This window comes from Cystobacter fuscus DSM 2262 (assembly GCF_000335475.2).
GTDB classification, from domain to species: Bacteria; Myxococcota; Myxococcia; order Myxococcales; family Myxococcaceae; genus Cystobacter; species Cystobacter fuscus.
On record NZ_ANAH02000010.1, the window covers coordinates 333,617 to 355,824 of the forward strand.

Here is a 22,208-nt window from a genome sequence, read left to right on the forward strand (position 1 = left end):
CTCGAAGGCGGAAGACGACGCCTCCCCGCCCCCCGCTTTCTGTCGGTGAGCGCCGTCGGCCCGAGACTTGCGAGCAGTCCCCCGTCAACGGAGGGACGGATGGGCATTCGTGCAAGTGCGGTAGGGGTGGGACTCGCGGTCATCGCAGTGCTCGAGGTGAGTTGCGGTGACCACTCCAGGACAGACGACCCGCGGGGGCAGTTGGAGCCGGGTCCATCGGTGGGAAACGAAGTTCCCTCGGACACGCCGCCCGTTCCCTCCGAGGATGACGGCACGCCCTCGACCCCTCCGCCCGCGTCCGATCCAGGCGGGGGTGGCGCGGGAACGCCCCCCGATGCCGGCGAGCCCCAGTCCGCCGGTCCGTGGCCCGTGGACGCGGTGCTCGATTACACCCAGGCGTTTGGTGTTGGCACCCCGCAGAGCGTTGGCGTCGATGAAGGGTTGAACCTCTGGTTCCTCGATGGAAATCGCATCGGCGTGCTGCGTCCGGGCGATACGGCTCCGACGTGGACCACGGGCGTGGGTCAGGCGCGTCAGCCCTTCGGCCGGGATTCACTCGCGATCGGCTCGACGGTCATCTGCGGCGGTGAGGCCGGGCGCGCGTACGTGGGGTATCGCGCCGCGGAGATGCGGCGGGCGGAAGGGATTTCCCAGCGCACGTACATCCCCGGACCGAACGATCTGTTCTACACGCCCGAGCGCTACGCCGAGTACCAGAAGGGAGATCTCGACGCGGTCCGCCTCCAACCCGATGGCACGGTGGCGCTCGAGGAGCACATCTGGCGCACCACCGGCTCGTCGAACGCGGGCAAGCAGATTGGCATCCACAACACCAATGACTTCCACTACGAGGAGGATCGCAGCATCCTCAACTGCGCCCGGGTGACGCGCGGCAAGCATCGCGGCGATCTCTACGTCACGACGAACCACGGGGTGACGCGCATCCAGGGGCTCACGTACAACAGCCACCGTCATCCCGGCTGGTACCTCGTCACCCAGAATCCGGACGGCTCGCGGGACGAGTCGCTCCAGTGCCCGCCGATGTACGGGCTCGGCCTCGCGCGCAATGGGGACGTGCTCGTGGCGAACGAGCAGATGCTCGGCGTGCTCGTGCCGAGTGACAAGCTCGAGGAGTGGGACCGGGAGTACACCTGGGAAGGCCCCACGCCCTGGTCGTTCAAGGGCTTCAACGAAGTGCTCAACGGACAGGCCACGGATGATTACTGGCGCGCCTTCGAGCAGAGCACCTCGGGCCGCTACTACCTGGGGAGCGCGGAGTTCGGCGTCTGGACGATGACGCCCAAGTCCCGCTCCACGGGGAACTGGTCGAAGCTCGCCGGGCTGCCCACGGAGCGCATCCTCTCGCTCAAGGCCACGGACGATGGCGCGCTCTACATCGGCACGGAGGGCGCGGGCCTGTGGCGGCTGGAGTCCGACGGGAAGACGCTGGCCCAGGTGGGGCAGGTGCCGGGCCAGCGCGTCCTGCAACTCGTCTACGAGCCCACGGTGACGCCGAGCATGCTGCTCGTCGTCACCGAGCGGGGCGTGACGGTCCTGCGCGGCCCGTAGCGCTCAGGCCACGTCGCGCCGGGAGCCGTCCGCCGAGGCTTCTCCGGGAGGAGCCGCGGGGGACGGCTCGGCGAGCTGCTCGCGGAACGTCTCCGCGGACAGGTACACGGACACGAGCGTGACGAGGGCGAGCCCCACCATGTACAGCGACACGGGCCAGGCCTGCCCGTTGCTGCCCGACAGCAGCGCGGTGGCGATGAGGGGCGACAGGCCTCCGGCGAAGACGGACGCGAGCTGGTAGCCGAGGGACGCGCCGCTGTAGCGCACGCGCGTGCCGAACAGCTCGGAGAAGAAGCTGGCCTGGGGCCCGTACATCGCCGCGTGGGCGATGATGCCCAGGGTGATGGCGAGCCACACCAGGCCCGTCTGCTGGGTGTCGATGAGCCGGAAGAAGGGGAAGGCGAGCAGCGCGCACCCCAGGGCCCCGCCGATGTACACGGGGCGGCGGCCGAGCGTGTCCGACAGGGCGCCGAAGCAGGGGATGGCCACCAGGTGTACGCACGTGGCCACGAGCACCGCGGTGAGCATGTCCGCGCGCGCCATGCCGATGTTGGTGCCGTAGGTGAGCACGAACGTGGTGACGATGTAGAAGAAGCCGTTCTCCGCGAAGCGCGCTCCCATGGCGAGGAGGATCTGCTTGGGATAGGTGCGCAGGGCCTCGAGCGCGGGCGGGCCCTTGCTGGCGGGGCGCGAGTGCTGGATCGCGCGGAACGCGGGCGACTCGGCGACTCCCAGGCGGATGAAGACGCCGATGCCGATGAGCACCGCGCTGAAGAGGAACGGGACGCGCCAGCCCCAGGAGACGAACTGCTCCTCGGGCAGCCGCGAGAAGAGGGAGAACACGGCGTTGGCCACCAGCAGGCCCGCGGGCGCTCCCATCTGCGGCCAGCTTCCATAGAAGCCCCGGCGGTGGGCGGGCGCGCTCTCCACCGCCATGAGCACCGCGCCTCCCCACTCCCCACCCAGGCCGAAGCCCTGGATGATGCGCAGCACCACCAGGAGGATGGGGGCCAGGACGCCCACGCGCTCATACGTCGGCAACAGGCCGATGGCGAACGTCGCCACGCCCATGATCATCAGCGTGGCGCTCAGCATGGACTTGCGTCCGAGCTTGTCGCCGAAGTGGCCGAAGATGATGCCGCCCAGGGGCCGCGCGATGAAGCCCACCGCGAAGGTGGCGAACGCCGCGAGCGTGCCCATCAACGGATCGAACGAGGGGAAGAACAGGCGGTTGAAGATGAGCGCCGCCGCGGTGCCGTAGAGGAAGAAGTCGTACCACTCCACCGCGGTACCGATGAAACTCGCGGCGGCCACCTTCCAGATGGGGGTGACGACGGGCTCGGGGGAAGCCGAGGGGATGTTGGGGTCCATGACCCCAGGGTCTCATGGATTTGTGCAGTGGAGGACCCAGCACTCCGTGTGTGAATGACCTCCGCTCGGATTCACGGCCATGTGTCCTCCGCGGGCGGCGCTTCCTGCGACCTCCTCCATGACGTGGCATGTCCGCCGAATCGTGTCAGCCCTTGGAAATCATGAGTCTCGGGGACCTCGGCTCGGTTCCTGCCGGGGCAGTCATGCCGGGTGGGGCCTCGCCAGTCTGCTCCGCCGGGGCCTCGGCCGACCCCAGGTCCTGTCGCATTGCGTCAAGATTTTTCCCGTTTCCCGGGTCTATGAATTAGTATAAAACTTTATTTACGCGTTTTACTTTTTCTTCTCGAAGTCAGAGAAGAACTGGGACAAGGGAAGGTTTCGAGGGCATGAAAACCGGCACGGTGCGCGCTCCTGCTGTCACGTGTCCGCGGTCCGCTGCTGCCTTCCCTTGCATCAACGCGTAGCCCTGTCGTCCGTCAGTCCCAACCCCCTTCATGGGAGTAGATGAAGTGATCAGAAGACTCGCATCAACGATTTCCGTATCGGCCGCCGTCGCGGGGTTGTGCTCGGTCATTCCTGGGGTCGCGCTGGCGGTGCCGGTCTCCCAGGCAAACACAACCATCTTTGGTCCCCGGGTCTATGTGTTCGATCCGACCATGCCGGCCGCCGACATCACGGGGGTCGCCAACTCCGTTTTCACCAAGCTGGAGTCCGCGGAGTTCAGCACGGAGCGGTACGCGCTGCTCTTCAAGCCGGGGTCGTACAGCGTCAACTTCAACGTGGGTTATTACACCCACGTGGCCGGTCTGGGACAAAGCCCCGATGACGTGACCATCAACGGAGGGGTGAACGTCAACGCGGACTGGGACAACGGCAACGCGACGCGCAACTTCTGGCGGGCCCTCGAGAACTACTCGGTGGTTCCGGCCAACGGTCAGACGCAGATCGCCGTGTCGCAGGCCGCTCCCCTGCGCCGCTTGCACATCAAGGGCGACCTGCATCTGTTCGACTTCGATTCCAACTGGAACGCCGGCTGGGCCAGCGGCGGCTTCCTCGCCGACTCCGTCGTGGACGGTCAGGTCGTTCCCGCGTCGCAGCAGCAGTGGCTCTCGCGCAACAGCAAGTGGGCGAGCTGGAACAACGGCGTGTGGAACATGGTCTTCGTGGGCGTCAACAACGCGCCGACGGGACAGTTCCCGAATCCGCCCTACACGGTCATCGACCGGACGCCCATCATCCGGGAGAAGCCCTACCTCTACGTCAACAGCGCCGGGCAGTACGCCGTGTTCGTCCCGGCCCTGCAGACGAATACCCAGGGCGTGAGCTGGGCGAACGGCCCCACGCCGGGTCAGGCCCTCTCCATTGATCAGTTCTACATCGCGCGTCCGGAGACGGCCAGCGCCGCGAGCATCAACAGCGCGCTCAGCCAGGGCAAGCACCTCCTGTTCACCCCGGGCGTCTATCAGCTCAATGACACGCTGCGCGTCAACAATGCCAACACCGTGGTGCTGGGCATCGGCCTTCCCACGCTGATTCAAACCAGCGGACAGCCGACCATCTCGGTCGCCGACGTGGACGGCGTGAAGATCGCCGGCCTGTTGCTCGAGGCCGGTACGGTCAACTCGCCCTCCATCCTGGAGGTCGGGCCGGCGGGCAGCTCGAAGGACCACTCGGCCAACCCCACCTTCCTCTATGATCTCACCGTTCGCACCGGTGGCGCGTTCGCTGGCAGGAATGACGTGGGCATCAAGATCAACAGCCACCACGTCGTGGGCGATCAGCTCTGGCTGTGGCGCGCGGATCACGGCGCGGGCGCCGCGTGGTCCACCAATCCGACCAAGAACGGCCTCGTCGTCAATGGCAACAACGTCACCATCTACGGCCTCTTCAACGAGCACCACAACGAGTACCAGACGGTGTGGAATGGCAATGGCGGCCGGGTGTACTTCTACCAGTCCGAGATTCCCTACGACGTCCCCAACCAGGGCTCGTGGATGAGCAAGAATGGCACGGTGAACGGCTTCGCCTCGTACAAGGTCGCCGACACCGTCACCACCCACGAGGCGTGGGGCCTGGGCGTGTACTCCTACTTCCGCGACGCGGCCGTGAAGTCGGAGAACGCCATCGAGGCGCCCAACGTCCAGGGCGTCAAGTTCCACAACATGACGACCATCTGGCTCAATGGCGTCGCCGGAAGTGAAATCACCCACGTCATCAACGGGCTCGGTGGCCGCGTCTACGCGAACTCTCCCGCCGAGGCCATGCGGCAGACCCTCAACGAGTACTCGGGCACGGGCACGAATCCTCCGACGGGTGATACCCAGGCGCCCACCGTTCCGGGCAGCCTGAAGGTGGCCTCGTCGACGAGCACCCAGGTTTCCCTGAGCTGGACGGCCTCGACGGACAACGTGGGCGTCGCCGCCTATGACATCTACCGCTCCGGCAGCCTCGTCGGCTCCTCGACCACGACCTCGTACACCGACTCGGGTCTGGCGGCCTCGACGGCCTACAGCTACACGGTGAAGGCGCGCGACGCGGCCGGCAATGCCTCGGCGGCGAGCAACACCGTGAGCGTCACCACGCCGCCGGGCGGCTCCACGGGCACGGCGCTGCCGCGGACCGGCTGGACGGCCACCTCGTCGCCGACGAGCGGCGAGCCCGCGTCGGCCCTGCTGGATGGCAGCATGTCCACGCGCTGGACCACGGGAGCGCCCATGGCCAACGGCCAGTCGCTGACGGTGGACATGCAGTCGGCGAAGACCTTCACCAAGATCGTCATGGACTCCACCGGCAGCGACTCGGACTACGCCCGCGGCTATCAGGTCTTCGTGTCGAGCGATGGCGCGAACTGGGGCAGCGCGATCGCCACCGGCACGGGCACCGGGCCGGTCATCACCGTCACCTTCACGGCGCGCACCGCCCGCTACATCCGGGTGGTGCAGACCGGCACGAACTCGAGCTGGTGGTCCATGCGCGAGTTCAACGTGTACAACTAGGCGGCGCCCCAAGCCCCTCGAAGTGAAACGGCCTTGCTCCTCAGTCCCAGGAGCAAGGCCGTTGTTCGTCGAGGCGCGGAGGCCGCGCTCAGAAGCGGTCGACGATCCAGAACAGGCCGAGCGCGGCGGAGCCGACGGCCACGACGCGCTGGATGCGCTCGGCCAGGGCCGAGTCCAGACGGGCGAGTCCCTCGGCGAAGACCATGCCCACCGCGCCCATGCCCAGCAGGATGCCGAACGCGAAGCCCGGCAGGAAGGTCCACCCGGCCGTGCGCATGCTGCCGCCCACCAGCAAGGGGGGCAGGGCGAGCAGGAGCGCGCGCACGCCGCTGAAGGCCATGAGGGCGCCCGCGGTGGTGCTCACCTGGTCGTGGATGTGCGAGTGCGGCTCGTGCGTGTGGCCCGGCAGGTGGGGGTGGCCGTGGCGCAGCACGTTGGGGAAGAGGAACGCGGCGACGGCGAGCGCCACCAGCACCGCGCCACCGAAGATCTCCGCCCAGCGCTCGAAGGTCTCCGACAGGCCCACCCCCGCCAACAGGCAGAAGGTGGCCACCGAGCCGAGCACCGCGGCATGGCCGATGGCGAAGCGCAGCGCGACGAGCAGGGTGGCGCGGCGGCGCGCTGGACCGAGCGTGCCGAGGGTGGCCATGGCGGCGCAGTGATCCGGCCCCACCGCGTGGAGCAGACCCTGGCCGAGACCGTAGACGAAGGCGAAGAGAAGGGGTGGCACGGGACCCACCCTATCCGCCCGGGTGGTCCCAGGCCAAGGGGATGCGCGGCCATGCTATTCAGGCGTCCACTCATGCCCATTCCCCAGACCGGCGCCCCCGCTCCCGACTTCCACCTCCAGGACCAGGACGGTCATGACGTGTCGCTCTCGCGGCTGCGGGGTCGGCACGTGGTGCTCTACTTCTATCCCAAGGACAACACTCCGGGCTGTACACAGGAGGCGTGCGACTTCCGGGACGAGCACTCGGCGCTGACGGCCGCGGGGGCCGTGGTGCTGGGGGTGTCGCCGGATAGCACCGCGAGTCATCAGAAGTTCGCCGCGAAGTTCTCCCTGCCCTTCCCCCTGCTCGTGGACACGGATCACCAGGTCTGTGACGCCTATGGGGTGTGGGGCGAGAAGTCGCTGTATGGCCGCAAGTTCCAGGGCGTCACGCGCGCCACCTTCCTCATCGATCCAGAGGGGCGGGTGGCCCGTGTCTGGCCGAAGGTGAAGGTCGCGGGCCATGTCCAGGAGGTCCTCCAGGCGCTCGAGGGAGGGCCCGAGCCCGAGGCCGCTCCGGCACCCGCGCGCAAGAAGGCGGCGGCGAAGAAGTCTCCGGCGAGCCGCCGTTAGCCGCTTTCATCCAGGGCGGAGGCACGAGGGCGTTAGACTCTTCCCGGATTCCCAGGGCCCTTCCGAGCGTACCTTCATGAAGGACAAGCCGTTCATCGACATCTCCACGGCCGCCACCCCCCGCCGCGAGCGTGAGGTGGCCGCGCGGCCCGTGCCGGCCCTCACCCTCATCGCCCATCCCACGCCCCACCGCGCGGGGGAGCGGCTGTTGCTCGAGGAGGTGGCCACCGGAGGCTCGGTGTTGGTGTCGCGCGTGGGTCCGGACTTCGCCCTGCCGGGCGCCACGCTGGGCATGCCGCTGGCCGACACGTTCCTGAGCCGCAAGCCCCTGGTGTTCGAGTCCGCGGGTCCGGGCCGCGTCCGGCTGCGTGTGCAGGAGGGTGGCACCCAGGTATGGGTGGAGGACGAGCCGCTCGCCGGGGCGCGTGAGTTCGGTCCCGAGGAGCTCGCCGTGGGGGTGCCGCTCGTGCTCGCCGAGCGTGTCGTGCTGCTGCTGCACCAGACGCTCTCCTCGGAGCCGGTGGCCCAGGACTCGCTGGGCATGGTGGGGCACGGGCCGGGCATGCGCCGGGTGCGCGAGGAGATCTCCCGCGTGGCCGACCTGAACGTGCCCGTGCTCATCCGCGGGGAGACGGGCTCGGGCAAGGAGCTGGTCGCCCGGGCCATCCACCAGCACAGCGCGCGCCGGGCCAAGCCCTTCGTCAGCGTCAACCTGGGGGCCATTCCCAAGGAGCTGGCCGCCGCCGAGTTGTTTGGCGCGAGGCGCGGCGCCTACACGGGGGCGACCCAGGATCGCGAGGGCTTCTTCCGGGCCGCCCATGGGGGCACGCTCTTCCTGGACGAGGTGGGCGAGGCGCAGCCCGAGGTCCAGGTGATGTTGCTGCGCGCCCTGGAGACGGGCGAGGTGTACCCGGTGGGCGGGCACGCGCCCGTGGCCGTCAACGTGCGGCTGATCACCGCCACGGACGCGGACCTGGAGGCGCGCATCCGCCAGGGCTCCTTCAAGGCGCCGCTGCTGCACCGGCTGGCGGGATTCGAGGTCCAGGTGCCTTCCCTGCGCGAGCGCCGCGAGGACATCGGCGTGCTCGTGTACCACTTCGCCCGGCAGGAGATGGAGTCGCTGGGGGAGGCCCATCTGCTGGAGTCCGCCGCCGCCCAGACCGAGCCCTGGCTCCCGTCCGCGCTGGCCGTCCGGCTCGTGCGCTTCTCCTGGCCCGGCAACGTGCGGCAGTTGCGCAACCTCACGCGCCAGCTCGTCATCGGCGGCCGGGGGCAGGGCGGGTTGAGGGCGAGCCCGCGCCTGGAGCAGGAGCTGGACTCCTCCGCCTCGTCCCGGCCCGCGCCTCCGGGCGGGTCCGAGGGGACGCGGCCCGCCGCGGAGTCCACGCCGCGCGAGCCCGTGGGTTCCCGGCGCAAGCCCTCCGACGTGACGGACGTGGAACTGGTGGAGGCCCTGCGCGCCAGCGCCTGGGACATCAAGGGCGCCGCCGAGCGGCTGGGCATCACCCGCCCCTCGCTCTACATGCTCATCGACAAGAGCCCCAGCCTGCGCACCGCGGGGGACCTGAGCGTGGAGGAGATCTCCACCTGCTTCCGCGAGTGCGGGGGCGACCTGGACGCGATGGTGCGGCGCCTCGAGGTGTCCAAGCGGGGGCTCCAGCGTCGCATCCGGGAGCTGGGCCTGGACGGCGACTGAGTTCAGCCCGTTCTCGTGGGGTGTCTGTGATTCATTTCCGCTGACATGCCAGTGACATGTCAGGCTGTGTCAGTGACATGTCCGTTCGAGCGGGCCTCCCTGGACTGTGCCTGGGACGCACTCGAGTTCTCCTGGTACGGTGTCTGCATTCCAGCGTGTATCCCCTCGAGGGCTGGAAGGAACAGAGACCGATACTCATGACCGTGCAGAACATCTCCATTGGTGCTACTCAGCCGACGTACGAGCCCCCGGCTCCCCCCCCCGCCAATCCCACGGCCGTCGCCATGCCCGAGCTCACGCCGGGCGAAACCGTGGTATTCGCCCTGGACCTGAAGCAGAGAACAGACACCGTCACGGTGACGCTCACCCCGAGCTGGCCCTTCGAGGAGAAGGCCTCCGATGCGAAGGTGAACGTCTTCTCCCTCGATGGCTCCAGTGAGAACACCGCCAGCAGGACGCTGACCGTCAAGTCCGACGCCTCTGGAAAATACCAGTTCACCGCGGTGCCCGTGCCCGAGAACAGGCCGAGCATCGGCGGCGAGAGCCCCGTACAGCCGGGAACGGTCTCCGGAGACCTGGATGTCACCCCACCGCAGCCGCCGCGCGAGCCGGACACCCGCTGAGCGTCGTGACGTGGGCCATTCCCGGGCTACTCAGCGCGCACCGCGCGGGGGGCCCATTCCGGGGAGAGATTGGGGTTGAGGGCGAGCGCCAGGTCCAACTCCTTCCGGGCCTCGCTCCCCCGCGCCTCGCGCTCCTGGGGGGAGTCGAGCCTCTTGGCGAACGTCAGCATCAGATGAGCCCGTACCGCATGGGCCTGGGCATGGTGGGGATGGGCGGCCAGCAGCTGATCCAACCGCCGCAGTCCCTCGCGCAGCACCGGGAGGGGGTCTGCTCCCGTGCGCGCCAGCCATGCCGCCCAGTCCTGGCTCAACAGCCCCGTGGCCAGCAGGGAGCTCTCCTGCCACTCGGGGTTCTCTTCGATGGCCTGTTGGAAGAAGCGCACGGCCTGCTCGAAGTCCGTGCCTCGCGCCTGTTCCCTCCGTGCGAGCCAACGGGCGCGCACCGCCTGGAGCTCGCCCTGGTAGTGCAGCGCGTAGCCCATCCGGGGATTGAGTTCGAGCGCTTGCTTCAATGCCTCTGACGCCCGGTCGATGGAGGGACCCGGATCCTTTCCCTGCTCCAGCGCCCAGACAGCCTGGGTGTGGTGGACCTTGGCCAGATTGGCCCGGAACTGGGCCTGCTTGGGAATGCGCTCGAGGGCATGGGCGTAGTGCTCCAGGGCCGCCTTGACGCTGGCGGAGGGGTCCTCGTCCCGCCGGAGCAGGTAGAGCGCCCGTTGCGCGTACACCTCGCCCAGGTTGTTGTAGGCGAAGCCCTGCTGGGGGGCCATGGTCCGCGCCTGCTCGAAGGCCGCCTGGGCCTCGTCGAGCAGGGGAAAGGCGTTGCCTCCCTTCTCCCAGGTCCGCTCCGCTCGTAACAGCAGCGCGCCGCCCAGGGCGTTGTGCAACTGGGCGAGCCTGGTGTTGATGGCCAGACCCTGGCGGTAGAGCGCGATGGCTCGTTCCAGTTGCTGATCTGGCTCGGTGTCGCCGTCGCGGTTGTACATCCGCCGCGCCCGCCATTCGTGCACCTGGGCCCCGTAGTAGTAGGGGACGGGATTGCCCGCATCGATGCTTCGCGCTCGCTCGAGCGCCTCGCTCGCCCGCTCCAGGTCGCCATCCGCGTCCAGGGCCCGGGCATGGGTGGCCCGCTTGAAGTACGCCGTCCCCAGATTGACCCAACCCTCCGGGCGTTTGGCGTCGAGCGTGGTGGCCGCGAGGAATGCCTGGATCGCCCGGTCCCGGGGGCCCAGGGACTCGCCTCCGCTCTGTTCCTCGTAGTCGGCCCAGACCTTGAAGACCTGGCCGAGTTCGACCTGGAACGTGTAGTCACGTCCCTTGGGCGTCACCCGCTCGAATGCGCCCACGGCCTGGCGCAGTTGCTCGCGGGGGTCCTCCCCATGCTCCTGCCGGTAGCGGGCCCACAGGCGCAGCAGGTGGCCGAGTGTCTCCTGGGCCTGGTTGTCCCCGGGCGAGAGCGAGAGGGCCGTGCGCGCGGCGGCGAGCCCTTCTTCCAACAGGGGCAACACCTCGCCGCCTTTCTGCATGCGGAACTCGGCCATCCGGAACAGGAAGAGCGCACGCTGTACCTGGGACTTGATGTCCTCCGGGTCGGCGGTGAGCGCGTGGGAGAGCGCCTCCATGCCCCGCTCCTCGTGCGGTTGGATCTCTCCCGGGCCGTAGAGTTGCAGGATCAGCGAGCCCAGGTGCAGTGACGCCAGGGCCCGGTGCACGGAGGGATCGCTCTCGCCAATGGTGGCGGCGGTGGTGTACGCCGCGAGGGCGGCCTCGAGGTCGGTCCGTGTTCCGGCGCGGTCGCCTTGGTTGCGCCGCTGGAAGGCTCGGGCCTGGAGGATGTCGCCGCGCAGCAGGGGCGCCTCGTGAAACCACGGGTGCGTGGTGCCCATGGTCTCCAGTTCCTTCAGCGCCTGCTCGTGCCGTCCCTCGTGGAAGGCCAGGAGCGCCGCCACGTAGTGAGGGGAGGGGGCCTCGGTCCCGTCGCTCTGCTTGAGATAGGCGAGGGCGGGGTCGCGGTAGCGCTGCTCGAGTTCCCGCCGGCGGGCCTCGCGCTGGGCGGCGTCCTTCATCCACTCCACTTCCTTCAGTTGTTCCTGGTAGAGCTGGCCCAGCGCGAGCGCGAGCGCATAGGCCACGCGCGCCTCGTGGTAGCCACCCTTCCAGGCGGACTCGAGCCGCGCGAGGGCGCCCTCGGTGTCTCCCAGCGCGAGCAGGGTGCGTCCCACGGCGTAGTGGCCCGGTGCCTCGGCCGCCGCGCCTCCCAGGCGGATGTCCTCCTCCAACGCCTTCATCCCCTCGCGCAGGGCGCGCCGGTCGGGGCGCGTGTCGTGAAGGGGCGAGAGCGCCGAGTAGCGTGCCTGGGCCTCGATGCGCTCCACGCGCTCGGTGAAGCGCTGGGCGAGGCGCTCGCGCAGGGCCACCTCGCGGCGGGTGAGCGCCGCCTGGCCCAGCGCCAGGAGCACGCCCGTGAGCGCCAGGGAGCCCAGGCCCACCACGAGCCGGTGCTTGCGCAGCTTCTTGCCCAACCGGTAGCCGGGCCCCGCGCGCCGCGCGTGCACGGGCTCTCCGGAGAGGAAGCGCTCCAGGTCCTCGGCGAGGGCGCGTGCCGAGTCGTAGCGCGCCGAGCGCTCCTTCTCCAGGCACTTGAGGACGATGGCCTCCACGTCCAGGGGGATGTCGGCCTCGTGCTGCCGCGGCGGGCGGGGCTCCTCGGTCTGGATGCGGCTGAGCAGCTCCAGGGCATTGCCCGCGGAGAAGGGGGGCACGCCCGTGAGCACCTGGTAGAGCGTGGCGCCCAGGCTGTAGACGTCCACCCGCCGGTCCAGCTTGCCCACCTCGCCCCGGGCCTGCTCGGGCGCCATGTAGTGCGGCGTGCCGAGCACGTCACCCGTGGCCGTGTGCTCCGCGTGCCAGTCGCGCGCGAGGCCGAAGTCCATGACATAGGGCTTGAGGCCCCCGTCCTCGGCGCGCTCGACGAGGATGTTGGAGGGCTTGATGTCGCGGTGGATGAGGCCGGCGCGGTGGGCGGCATGGACGCCCTCGGCCACGTCGCGCAGGACGAGCAGCTTCTGCTCCAGGGTGAGCTCGCGGGCGAGCTGGCCCAGGTGGCGCCCGTTCACGAACTGCATGGCGATGAACGCCCGGCCCTGAATCTCTCCCACCTCGTACATCTCGCACACGCGCTCGTGGTGGACGCGCGCCTGGGCACGTGCCTCGGACAGGAAGCGCTGGGCGAGGTCGGGCGCGCCATCGCGCACGAACTTGAGGGCCACGTTGCGGCGCAGCCGGGGATCATAGGCGAGGAAGACCTGGCCCATGCCGCCCTGGCCGAGGAAGCGCACCGCCTGGTAGCGGTCCCAGTTGGGCAGGGGGAACACGGGCTCGGAGGGCGAGGGCGAGTCAGGCGAGGAGGAGCCCGGCCGCTGGGTGGGAGGCGCCTCGACGGGGGTGTCCCGCTCACCCGTGTCGGGCGGCTCCTCCGTGCGCTCGCGCATCGAGGACAGGGTCTCCGGGGAGAGCAGGCCGCGCTCGAGCAGCAACTCCAGGGGGCTGCGCTCCAGGCGCAGCGCCTCCTCGCGCAGGGACTCCACCTGGTCGCGGGTGACGATGCCCTCGACCAGCGCGCAGTGGAGTTCTTCCTCGTATCGGGCCGAGTCCTGGCTTCGTGGGCTCACCCGCCGAGCATAGAGGGTGGGCCGAGCCCGGCGAAATGGGGGGCGTCTCAGAGGCGGCCGACGAGACCGAGCAGCACCCGGGGTGACACGTCCAGCGCCGTCGTGGTGACTCCCACGGTTCCCGTCACCACGAAGGCGGAGCCCACGCCCACTCCCGCGCCCACGTTCGCGTGCAATGCGCCCGGCTCCTCGCCGAGGGGCTTCAGGTAGTAGGCGTCGCCTTGCAACAGCAGTCGGTACCCGAGCGGATGGTCCGCGGCGAGTCCCACGAGGTAGTCGTCCGGTGCGTCCCGGGTCGCCCGATAGGCCACGTTGCCGTGCAGCCGTGTCTGGCCGAACTGCTTCGTCGCCAGCACCGAGGCCTCCGCGCTGATTCCCTCCTCACCCTGGGGGCCGAGCACCTCGCCGCGCAGCGCCAGTTGGGGCAGCACCCGCTGCTCCTCGACGAGCTGGCCCACGGCATGGACGCCCAACGTCCCCGTGGTGCCTTCCCGTGCGCCGGCGGGGTTGTGCACCTCCGCCCCTGCTCCCAGCTCCACCTTCCACGGCGTACCCACCCGGAGCTGGGGATGGAGGACGAAGCCCGCCTCGCCTTCCTTCGTCCGGTTGGCCACCGACACCTCGCCCAGCACCTGACGCTCCTCCAGGGGACTCGCGTTCTGCACCACCAGCGCGTCCGTGTTGCGCAGCAACTCCAGGGTCTCCTCCGGCCCGGTCGCCCCCAGGCTGGCCATCGTCAGCAGCACCATCAGCGGTTGCGGCATTCCGTCCTCCCCTCGCGCCGAACATGGGTCCCAGGGGGGCTTCCAGCAAGGCAGGGCCGCCATGCTCGGCTGCTCCTCGTGACTTCCGATTTCACGGAGCGTGAGCGCTTCCGGGCCCGTGACCCTCGACGGGCATGGTATTTTTCCAGGTCGCTCGGGGGGCTTCGCTTCATCGAGCGCACATCATGGACAACGACAAAACGGCTCCCTCCGCGCCCGGGTTGGACCTCGAGAGGCTCTCCCGGGGCACGGTCATCGCCGAGCGCTTCGCGATCGAGCACCTGGCGGGACGTGGCGGCATGGGCGTTGTCTACCGGGCCCAGGATGGAGTCTCGGGCCGGCCGGTGGCCCTCAAGTTGTTGCAGGCGCTCGGCTCTCCGGAGTCCGCCTTCCGCTTCAACCGCGAGGCCCTGCTGATGGAGGGGCTGCATCACCCGGGGCTCGTCGCCCACGTGGCCCATGGCGCCACCGAGCGCGGCCAGCCCTTCCTGGCGATGGAGTGGCTCGAGGGCGAGGAGCTCGCGCGGCGCCTGGCGCGTGAGCCGCTGAGCCTTCCGGACACGCTCGCCCTGCTGCGCCGGGCCGCCGAGGCCCTGGCCCATGCGCACCAGCAGGGCATCGTCCACCGCGATATCAAGCCCTCCAACCTCTTCCTGCGCGCGGGCCGCCCCGAGGACGTGGTGGTGCTGGACTTCGGCCTCGCGCGCTACGCGGTGCCCACGATCATGGGCGTGACGGGCTCGAGCACCGTCGTGGGTACTCCGGGGTACATGGCGCCGGAGCAGGCCTCCAGCCAGCCGGAGATTCCTCCCGCCGCGGATGTCTTCTCGCTGGGGTGCGTGCTGTACGAGTGCCTCACGGGCCAGCCGCCCTTCGCCGCGCCCCACTTCGCCGCCGCCCTGGCGAAGATCCTCTTCGCCGACCCCGCCCCCCTGCACGCGCTGCGTCCCGGACTGCCCATGGGCCTGCAGGTGCTGGTGGATCGCATGCTGGCCAAGGATCCCAAGCGGCGGCTGCCGGACGCATCCGCCCTGCTCGACGCCCTGACGACGTTGGAGTCCGTCCCGTCGTTGTCGCGGCCCCAGGCGGAGGAGGGCCCCGAGCGCGCCAGCCTGACCCAAGCCGCCCAGGAAGTCGTGAGCGTGCTGCTGGTGTCTTTTCCCCGCCCGGCGCACGGAGTGGAGCTCACCCATGACGTGGTGGCGCGCGACTCGCTGCGCGCCATGCTCGTGCCTCATGGCGCACAGGTGGAGCTGCTGGCGGATGGCTCGCTGGTGGTCACGCTGGCGCTGGAGCGGGGCACGGCCACGGACCAGGCGGCGCTGGCGGCGCGGTGCGCGCTGCGCTTCAAGGAGCGCTGGCCCGAGGCCGTGGTGGTGCTGGTCACGGGGCTGGGGGTGCTCCAGGAGCGGCGGCCGGTGGGCGCCGCGATGGAGCGGGCGGGCCGGTTGCTGCGGAGGATGAGCCGGGCGGACTCGTCCCGGGTGGCGATGGACGAGGTGACAGCGGGGCTGCTGGGCGCGGGCTTCCAACTGGAGCGCATGGACTCCGGCACCTTCGTGCTGCGAGGGGAGCAGTCGGGCGCGGATGCGTCTCGGCCCCTGCTGGGCAGGCCCACGCCATGCGTGGGCCGGGAGCGGGAGCTGGCCCTGCTGGAGCTCACCTTCAACGAGTGCGTGGAGGAGCCCACCGCGCGCGCGGTGCTGGTGACGGCGCCCGCGGGCGTGGGCAAGTCCCGGTTGCGCCACGAATTCCTGCGCCGCCTCGAGCAGCGGGAGTCTCCACCCCTGGTGCTGGTGGGGCGGGGCGATCCGATGAGCCGGGGCACGTCGTATGGCCTGCTGGGCATGGCGTTGCGGGGGCTGTGCGGCGTCGTGGACGCGCAGCCTCCGGAGGAGCAGCGCGCGCGCTTGTCCCAGCGCATCGCCCGGCACCTGCCACGCGCGCGGGAGCTGGGGACGGTGGAGTTCCTGGGGGAGCTGTGCGCCATCCCCTTCGACGAGCAGGCCCATCCCCACCTGCGCCCGGCGCGCAGCGATCCCCGGTTGATGAGCAGCCAGATGGGCCGTGCGCTGCAGTCCTTCCTGGAGGCCGAGTGCGCCCACCAGCCGGTGGTGCTGGTGTTGGAGGACCTGCACTGGAGCGACGCGTTGACGGTGCGCTACGTGGACGAGGCGCTGCGGGAGCTGGCCGAGCGGCCCTTCCTGGTGCTGGCGTTGGCGCGGCCCGAGGTGCGGGAGTTGTTTCCCCAACTGTGGGCCCGGCGTCTGCAGGAGGTGCCGCTACACGGCTTGAGCCGCAAGGCCGGCGAGCGGCTGGTGCGCGAGGTGCTCGGCGCCGGGGTGCCGGACGCCCTGGTGCGGCGCCTGGTGGAGCTGTCCGATGGCAACGCGCTCTTCCTGGAGGAACTCATCCGCATGGCGGACGAGGGACGCGGAACGGAGGCGCCGGAGACGGTGCTCGCGGTGCTCCAGTCGCGCCTGACGCGCATGGCGCCCGGAGCGCGTCAGGTGCTGATGGCGGCCAGCATCTTCGGCCGGTCCTTCTGGTCGGGCGGGGTGGCCGCGCTGCTGGGCCCCGCGATGGAGCGGGAGACGCTGGCGCTCCACCTGCGCGAGTTCGTGGCGCAGGAGCTCATCGAGCCGCGCTCCGACAGCCGCCTGCCCTCCGAGGACGAGTACCGCTTCCGCCACGCGCTCGTGCGGGACGCGGCCCATGGGTTGGTGCCCGAGGGCTATCTCCCCGAGGGTCACCGGCTGGCGGGCACCTGGCTGGAACAGATGGGCGAGGGGGATGCGCTGGTCCTCGCCACGCACCACCACCTGGGCCAGCAGCCCGAGCGGGCGCTCTTCTTCTACACACAGGCCGCCGAGCGGCTCTTCGATCTGTACGACCTGCCGGGGACGATGCGCTGCGTGGAGGCGGCGCTGGCGTGTGGCGCCGAGGGCGGCGAGTTCGTCCAACTGCGTGCGCTGCAATCCATGGTGGCCTTCTGGTCGGATGATCTCTCCAGGTCCCTGGCGCTCGGCGCGGAGGGGGTGGACGCGCTGGAGGCCGGCGGCCGGCTGTGGTGCTGGCTGGTGGGCGGACAGATCTTCGGTGCCACCTACCTGGGCCTGAATCCGGTGCGGGCGGCGCGCCTGAACGAGCAGCTCTGGCGCACCCGTCCGGACTCCAAGGCGGGCGGCGCCTACACCTGGGCCATCGCCTGTCGCGGGCTCTCGCTCGTCTTCTCCGGCGCGCGTGGGGAACTGGAGGACTGGCTTGGCCGGATGCGGCGGGAGGCCGGGGATGGAATCGCGCGAGGGTGGACGCACTACATGGATGGCTTCTTCCACCACCTCTTCGAGGCCGCGCCCTGGCGTGCCCTGCTCCTGGCCGAACAGGGCACGCGGGAGTTTCGCGAACTGGGCCTGGAGCGCGACGCGCTCATCCAGCAGACCTTGTCGGGGCTGACGCTGGGTGCGTTGGGGGATGTGAGCGGCGCCGTGGCGCGGATGCGCGAGGTGCTGGGGGCGGGCCGCGCGCTGGAGGCCCATCTCGCGGTGGGCGGGGCCCAGCAGTACATGACGCTGGTGCTGGTGCGCAGCCCGGACCCCGAGCACCTGCGGGAGGCCGAGGCCCTGGCGCGAGGGTGGGTGGACATCGAGGACGCCTACGCCTTCCGGCGGGGGATGGCGCACGCGGTGCTGGCCCAGGTGAGGGCGCGCGAGGGCCATCTGTCCGAGGCCGAGGTCCACGCCCGGCAGGCGTGTGCGCTGCTGACGACGTACCGGGCCGACGTCATCTACGCGCGCGGCATCCTCAGCGCCCTCCTGCTCGCTCGGGGCAACGCCCTGGAGGCGCGGGAGGTGGCGGCGCTCGGGATCCGGGAGTTGGAGGAGTCTCGCGGCCAGGGCGTGTACGCGGTGTCCATCCGTCTGGCATTGGCGGAGGCGTGCTTCGGATTGGGCGAGGGCGCGCGGGCGGAGGCCGCCCTGCGCGCGGCCCTGCGCTGCGTCTGGGTTCGCGCCCGGGACATTCCCGACGCGGACCTCCGTGAGCGCTTCCTGCTCCAGATCTCCGAGAATGCTCGCACGCTGGCGCTGGCCCGCGAGTGCTGGGGCGAGGACGGGCTCCGGGCGGAGCGGGCCGCCTGGGAGGAGGAGGTGGCGGGAACTGGACGGGTTTGATCGCCTGGGTGGGCTTCCGGGCGGGCGAGCCCCCGCCGTGCCCGTCCGCCGGCCGCTACCGCTCCTCCGCTCGCATGAGCATCCCTCTCTTCACGACAGGGGATGACAGGAGAGGCTTCATGCGGAAGACAGGAATGACGCGGCTGCTGCTCGGTGCGCTCGCCGGGGCGGCGATGCTCGCGGGATGCGATGACAACGGACGCTCCTGGGCGATGGTGGCCCCGGACGACTACATGTCTGTCCCGGGCCACCAGGCGAATGATCCTCGCAACCGAGGCTCCACCACCGGTCTGCCCCGGCACCTGCCCGAGGCCTCTCCGGAATCGCGCGACGCGGACGTGCCGGAAGGCTCGGCGTCGGGAGGCGCGGGCATCACCCGGGCGACGGCTCCGGCCGAGCCCCAGGGCAAGCAGAACGACGAGTGGTTGAAGCAGGACCTGCGGGTTGCCTATCCGCCTCCGCCCTTCGAGGCCCGGGTGGCCCAGGAACTGGGCACGGGCAAGCCGCTCAAGGCCAACGCCCAGGGCGTCTGGGTGCAGGGCATCTACGCGGTGGAGGTGGCCTCGGGGGTCACCCAGGCCGTGGCTCCCGAGAGCGCGGGCTACCAGCCGCAGCCACAGACGCCGGGCAACTTCTCGACGCCCAACAGCTCGCCCCGTCCCCACTGAGGGGCCGCCGTGCTCGGGCGGAGTCCGACATGGGACCTCGGGAAGGCCAGGCAGACGCGCGGGCGTCCGCCGGCCGCCCGTCCGGTGGCCTGGAATGAATCCGGTGCTCACTCTGGACGAAGGGGCACGAGGCCGTGGCGGAGCACGCGCACGGGATGAATCAACCACGAACGATTCCTGGAGACGACATGCGCAACAATGGCTTCAAGTGGATGGTGTGGGGAGTGCTGGCCTCGGCGGCGGCGGGAGTCGTGGGGTGCGCCAAGCTGCCGCAACAGGCGGGAAACGATTCCTACCAGCCGGGTTTCACGCGAGACCCCAAGGTGTCCCTCTACAACGGCACCATCCAGCAGATTCCCACCAGCATCGATCCCCGGACTCCGGACAAGCAGGGGACGCCCAATCGCACCCTGCTGATGGATGAGGGAGAGCGCGCCCTGCGCGGACAGCGTCAGTCCAAGAACGAGGAGATTGGAATGGGCGGCAGTGGCCCCTCTCCGCTCCCGGGCACGACGCCCTACCTGAACCTGGGCGCCACGGGCAGCGTGATCGCCCCGACCAACCAGATGCCCGCGGCGCAAAGCCTCCCATCGGGCAGCGACCAGCCCACGCCCATCTATCCGAGCGTCCAGCTCAAGAAGTGAATCCAACTCCGGTGGCGTGCCCGTGAAGTAGCCAGCGGGCTTCAGGTCCGGCGGGACGCCAGCATCACCTCGGTGGGATCCTTCCCGCTGAAGGAGCTGGCGAGCCCGTGGGCGAGCGCGCGGTGCTGCTCGTCGCCGAGCGTGGCGAGCCGATCCTCGGGGCCATGGGCGAAGCGCGACTCGAGCCGGGCCAGGCGGCGGTGGGCCTCGGCGATGCGCTCGCGGGGGACGCGGCCGGACTCCACCGCGCGCACCAGCGCCTCGATGGCGCGGCGCTGCACGTCCGCCTGGTGGCACACGAGGAACAGATCCACTCCGGCCAGCGTGCCCTGCACCGCGGCCTCCTCCACCGAGTAGTGGTCCGCGATGGCCTTCATCTCCAGGTCATCGCTCACCAGCACCCCGTCGAAGCCCAGCTCCTCGCGCAGCAGGCCGTTGAGCGCGCGGGGGCTCATGGTGGCGGGCACCTTCGGATCGAGCGCGTCGAAGAGCACGTGGGCCGTCATCAGGGACGCGAGCCCTGCCTGGGCGAAGGCGCGGAAGGGCACCAGCTCCACGCGGCGCAGGCGCTCCAGGTCATGCGGCAGCCGGGGCAGGGTGAGGTGGCTGTCCGTGGTGGTGTCGCCGTGTCCCGGGAAGTGCTTGCCGCACGAGGCCACGCCGCCGGCCTCGAGTCCCCGCGCCAGGGCCACGCCCAGGCGCGCCACCTCGTCCGGGTCCCGGCTGAAGCTGCGGTCGCCGATGACGGGGTTGGTGGGGTTGGTGTCCACGTCCAGCACGGGGGCGAAGTCCCAGTCGAAGCCCACCGCGCGCAGCTCGTGCGCGAGCAGCCGTCCCACGCGCTCGATGAGGGCGAGGTCCTGTCGCTGGCCCAGCTCGCGCATGGAGGGCAGGGTGGTGAAGGGCTCACCCCGGAGCCGCGCCACCCGGCCGCCCTCCTGGTCCACGGAGAGGATGAAGGGGCGGCCCGCGCGGGATTTGATCTCCCGGCACAGGGCGGCCGTCTCCTGGGCCGTGCCCACGTTGCGCTTGAAGAGGATGGCGCCGAAGAGGCCGTCGTCCATCAGCCTGGCGAAGTCGTCATCGATGCGGGGGCCGGGAAAGCCCACCATGAAGAGCCGGGCGCAGTCGCGGTAGAGGGCGTTGCTCATAGGGGCGGCACTGTCTCATGCCCCCAGGGCCCTGGGCAGGGGAGAACCCGCCACCTGTCCTCCGCTCGTCATGGCCCGTGGGAGGGCGGACAGGGGAGCGGGGACGGGTTCGATTCCCGTCGGGGACAACCTGGGAAGCCCAGCAATCTCAAGGGGTTGCTGGGCTTTTTCTTTTCGGGCCACGTCCGCCGACTCGGTGGGATGATGGGGCTCCCGCCGGTCGCGCCGTGCTCTCATGAAACACAAGCTCGTCGACTACTTCCGCCGCATCTCTCCTCTGTCGGACGAGGAAGCCCAGGCCATCCTGGACAGCATGGTGGTGAAGACCTGTCCGAAAGGCACGCACCTGCTCATGGCGGGCCAGGTCTGCACCGAGGCCTACTTCGTCCTCCAGGGCTGCGTCCGCCAGTACTACGTCGTCGACGGTGAGGAGCGGAGCAACGGGTTCTTCACCGAGGACGAATGGGTCCTCTCGATTCACAGCATGATGAACCAGACCCCGGCGGATCACTTCCTGGTCTGCGCGGAAGACACCACGATGGTGGCGGGCACCGGGCAACGCGAGGGGGACCTGTATCGACGCTTCCCTCGCTTCGAGAGCATCTCCCGGATGGTGATGCAGAGGGTCCTGGCGGACCAGCAGGAGCGGTTCGCATCCTATCTCACCGATACCCCGGAGCAGCGCTACCTCAAGCTCTCGAAGACGCGGCCGGACATCCTCCAGCGGATTCCCCAGTACCAGCTGGCCAGCTACATCGGCGTGAAGCCCGAGTCGCTGAGCCGGATCCGAAAGCGTATCGCCACGCGCGGCAAGCCGGCTACGCCGCGACGGAAGGTGTGATTGTCCGGAACCCCTTGGCGATGAGCCAGCCGCCGAGCAACAGCTCGAACAGGCCCCCGGGCCCGGAGAAGAGGACGCCCCACGGCAGCCCGAAGAGCTCGAGCACGGCCCCCAGCGCCAGAAGCCCGTAGCCCACCGCGCCCACCAGCGGGAGCAACGAGGGAAGAAGCCGGGCGCGGTACAGCGACAGGCAGAACGCCACGCTGCCGGTCCCCAGGATGATCATCGCGAGCTGGTACGCCCAGAAGTTCCCCTTCGAGAGAAGTTTGAACAGGGTCACCAGCTCCGGCGTCGTCTGCCCTCGCGCGGATTCTCCGAGCTGGAGGATGCACAGAAGGAACACCACTCCGACGATGAGGATCAGCGCCTCCATGACTCGCGTGCAGACGTACGCGACGGCGATGCTCGGGCTGCGCGCGCGGAGTATCGGAAAGAACAGCACGCCAATCCCGACGACGGTGATGGAGTTCAACAGGAGCAGCAGCGCGCCCCCGACGAACGGCGTCCTCTGATCGGCCACCAAGGCCAGGTGCTCCGGCTCCTGCAGGACGGAGGTGACGAGCGCGGTGCCGAGGCCGTAGGCGAAGAACGGAAGGAGAAAGAGAATTCCCAGGGAGCGGGAGTGCAGGCGGGTGGTGTTCATCGCGAGGGCTCCAGAACGTTCAGCGACGTTGTGGCCTCGAGAGTAGGGGGGGGCGCC

At 69.9% G+C, this 22,208-nt stretch carries 15 protein-coding genes; 9 read left to right on the top strand and 6 right to left on the bottom strand.

Features of this window, described 5'->3' with window-relative positions:
* Positions 1-99: 99 nt before the first annotated feature.
* Positions 100-1,569 (top strand): hypothetical protein, encoded by a 1,470-nt coding sequence (locus tag D187_RS19750; protein WP_043430616.1) that lies wholly within the window; start codon positions 100-102, stop codon positions 1,567-1,569.
* A 3-nt stretch (positions 1,570-1,572) separates the two neighbouring features.
* Here the strand turns inward: D187_RS19750 and D187_RS19755 are convergent, their stop codons facing one another.
* Positions 1,573-2,940, bottom strand: coding sequence for an MFS transporter (locus D187_RS19755; protein WP_002622561.1), 1,368 nt, complete (start codon positions 2,938-2,940; stop codon positions 1,573-1,575).
* Between the two features lie 494 nt (positions 2,941-3,434).
* On the opposite strand from D187_RS19755, the gene D187_RS19760 reads away from it, so the two are divergent.
* On the top strand, positions 3,435-5,936 hold the full coding sequence (locus D187_RS19760; RefSeq protein ID WP_155893449.1) for a pectate lyase-like domain-containing protein: 2,502 nt from the start codon (positions 3,435-3,437) through the stop codon (positions 5,934-5,936).
* Between the two features lie 88 nt (positions 5,937-6,024).
* Here the strand turns inward: D187_RS19760 and D187_RS19765 are convergent, their stop codons facing one another.
* On the bottom strand, positions 6,025-6,666 hold the full coding sequence (locus D187_RS19765; RefSeq protein WP_002622559.1) for a hypothetical protein: 642 nt from the start codon (positions 6,664-6,666) through the stop codon (positions 6,025-6,027).
* A gap of 72 nt (positions 6,667-6,738) precedes the next feature.
* On the opposite strand from D187_RS19765, the gene bcp reads away from it, so the two are divergent.
* The 3 genes from bcp to D187_RS19780 all read left to right on the top strand — a co-directional run bounded on the left by bcp (position 6,739) and on the right by D187_RS19780 (position 9,597).
* Positions 6,739-7,278, top strand: a complete 540-nt coding sequence (gene bcp / locus D187_RS19770) for a thioredoxin-dependent thiol peroxidase (protein ID WP_002622558.1) — start codon at positions 6,739-6,741, stop codon at positions 7,276-7,278.
* Positions 7,279-7,354: 76 nt separating this feature from the next.
* The gene (locus D187_RS19775) at positions 7,355-8,974 is read left to right on the top strand and encodes a sigma 54-interacting transcriptional regulator (protein ID WP_002622557.1); all 1,620 of its coding nucleotides are present in this window, start codon (positions 7,355-7,357) and stop codon (positions 8,972-8,974) included.
* 197 nt (positions 8,975-9,171) lie between these two features.
* Positions 9,172-9,597, top strand: a complete 426-nt coding sequence (locus D187_RS19780; protein ID WP_002622556.1) for a hypothetical protein — start codon at positions 9,172-9,174, stop codon at positions 9,595-9,597.
* Positions 9,598-9,623: 26 nt separating this feature from the next.
* Here D187_RS19780 and D187_RS19785 read toward each other — a convergent pair whose 3' ends face one another.
* Positions 9,624-13,268, bottom strand: coding sequence for a serine/threonine-protein kinase (locus tag D187_RS19785; RefSeq protein WP_002622555.1), 3,645 nt, complete (start codon positions 13,266-13,268; stop codon positions 9,624-9,626).
* 47 nt (positions 13,269-13,315) lie between these two features.
* On the bottom strand, positions 13,316-14,032 hold the full coding sequence (locus D187_RS19790; RefSeq protein WP_002622554.1) for a hypothetical protein: 717 nt from the start codon (positions 14,030-14,032) through the stop codon (positions 13,316-13,318).
* A 185-nt stretch (positions 14,033-14,217) separates the two neighbouring features.
* On the opposite strand from D187_RS19790, the gene D187_RS19795 reads away from it, so the two are divergent.
* The 3 genes from D187_RS19795 (at position 14,218) to D187_RS19805 (ending at position 19,516) form a co-directional block, all read left to right on the top strand.
* Positions 14,218-18,204, top strand: coding sequence for a serine/threonine-protein kinase (locus D187_RS19795; RefSeq protein ID WP_002622552.1), 3,987 nt, complete (start codon positions 14,218-14,220; stop codon positions 18,202-18,204).
* Positions 18,205-18,323: 119 nt separating this feature from the next.
* Positions 18,324-18,872: a hypothetical protein gene (locus D187_RS19800; protein WP_020918141.1), complete on the top strand. Its 549-nt coding sequence runs from the start codon at positions 18,324-18,326 to the stop codon at positions 18,870-18,872.
* 188 nt (positions 18,873-19,060) lie between these two features.
* Complete coding sequence (locus D187_RS19805; RefSeq protein ID WP_002622550.1) at positions 19,061-19,516, top strand: hypothetical protein; 456 nt, start codon at positions 19,061-19,063, stop codon at positions 19,514-19,516.
* Positions 19,517-19,557: 41 nt separating this feature from the next.
* Here D187_RS19805 and nagZ read toward each other — a convergent pair whose 3' ends face one another.
* Entirely contained in the window at positions 19,558-20,667 is a 1,110-nt protein-coding gene (nagZ, locus tag D187_RS19810) for a beta-N-acetylhexosaminidase (RefSeq protein WP_002622549.1), read from the bottom strand.
* A gap of 235 nt (positions 20,668-20,902) precedes the next feature.
* Here nagZ and D187_RS19815 point away from each other — a divergent pair, with 235 nt between their 5' ends.
* Complete coding sequence (locus tag D187_RS19815; protein WP_002622548.1) at positions 20,903-21,508, top strand: Crp/Fnr family transcriptional regulator; 606 nt, start codon at positions 20,903-20,905, stop codon at positions 21,506-21,508.
* Here D187_RS19815 and D187_RS19820 read toward each other — a convergent pair.
* On the bottom strand, positions 21,486-22,151 hold the full coding sequence (locus tag D187_RS19820; RefSeq protein ID WP_002622547.1) for a DUF4386 domain-containing protein: 666 nt from the start codon (positions 22,149-22,151) through the stop codon (positions 21,486-21,488). The genes D187_RS19815 and D187_RS19820 overlap by 23 nt on opposite strands.
* Positions 22,152-22,208: the final 57 nt, after the last annotated feature.

What these genes read in the sequence shown, in the direction of transcription:
- D187_RS19750 (WP_043430616.1), top strand. Translation starts at nt 100, where the DNA reads ATGGGCATTCGTGCAAGTGCGGTAGGGGTGGGACTCGCGGTCATCGCA.
- D187_RS19755 (WP_002622561.1), bottom strand. Translation starts at nt 2,940, where the DNA reads ATGGACCCCAACATCCCCTCGGCTTCCCCCGAGCCCGTCGTCACCCCC.
- D187_RS19760 (WP_155893449.1), top strand. Translation starts at nt 3,435, where the DNA reads ATGGGAGTAGATGAAGTGATCAGAAGACTCGCATCAACGATTTCCGTA.
- bcp (WP_002622558.1), top strand. Translation starts at nt 6,739, where the DNA reads ATGCCCATTCCCCAGACCGGCGCCCCCGCTCCCGACTTCCACCTCCAG.
- D187_RS19775 (WP_002622557.1), top strand. Translation starts at nt 7,355, where the DNA reads ATGAAGGACAAGCCGTTCATCGACATCTCCACGGCCGCCACCCCCCGC.
- D187_RS19780 (WP_002622556.1), top strand. Translation starts at nt 9,172, where the DNA reads ATGACCGTGCAGAACATCTCCATTGGTGCTACTCAGCCGACGTACGAG.
- D187_RS19790 (WP_002622554.1), bottom strand. Translation starts at nt 14,032, where the DNA reads ATGCCGCAACCGCTGATGGTGCTGCTGACGATGGCCAGCCTGGGGGCG.
- D187_RS19795 (WP_002622552.1), top strand. Translation starts at nt 14,218, where the DNA reads ATGGACAACGACAAAACGGCTCCCTCCGCGCCCGGGTTGGACCTCGAG.
- D187_RS19800 (WP_020918141.1), top strand. Translation starts at nt 18,324, where the DNA reads ATGCGGAAGACAGGAATGACGCGGCTGCTGCTCGGTGCGCTCGCCGGG.
- D187_RS19805 (WP_002622550.1), top strand. Translation starts at nt 19,061, where the DNA reads ATGCGCAACAATGGCTTCAAGTGGATGGTGTGGGGAGTGCTGGCCTCG.
- nagZ (WP_002622549.1), bottom strand. Translation starts at nt 20,667, where the DNA reads ATGAGCAACGCCCTCTACCGCGACTGCGCCCGGCTCTTCATGGTGGGC.
- D187_RS19815 (WP_002622548.1), top strand. Translation starts at nt 20,903, where the DNA reads ATGAAACACAAGCTCGTCGACTACTTCCGCCGCATCTCTCCTCTGTCG.
- D187_RS19820 (WP_002622547.1), bottom strand. Translation starts at nt 22,151, where the DNA reads ATGAACACCACCCGCCTGCACTCCCGCTCCCTGGGAATTCTCTTTCTC.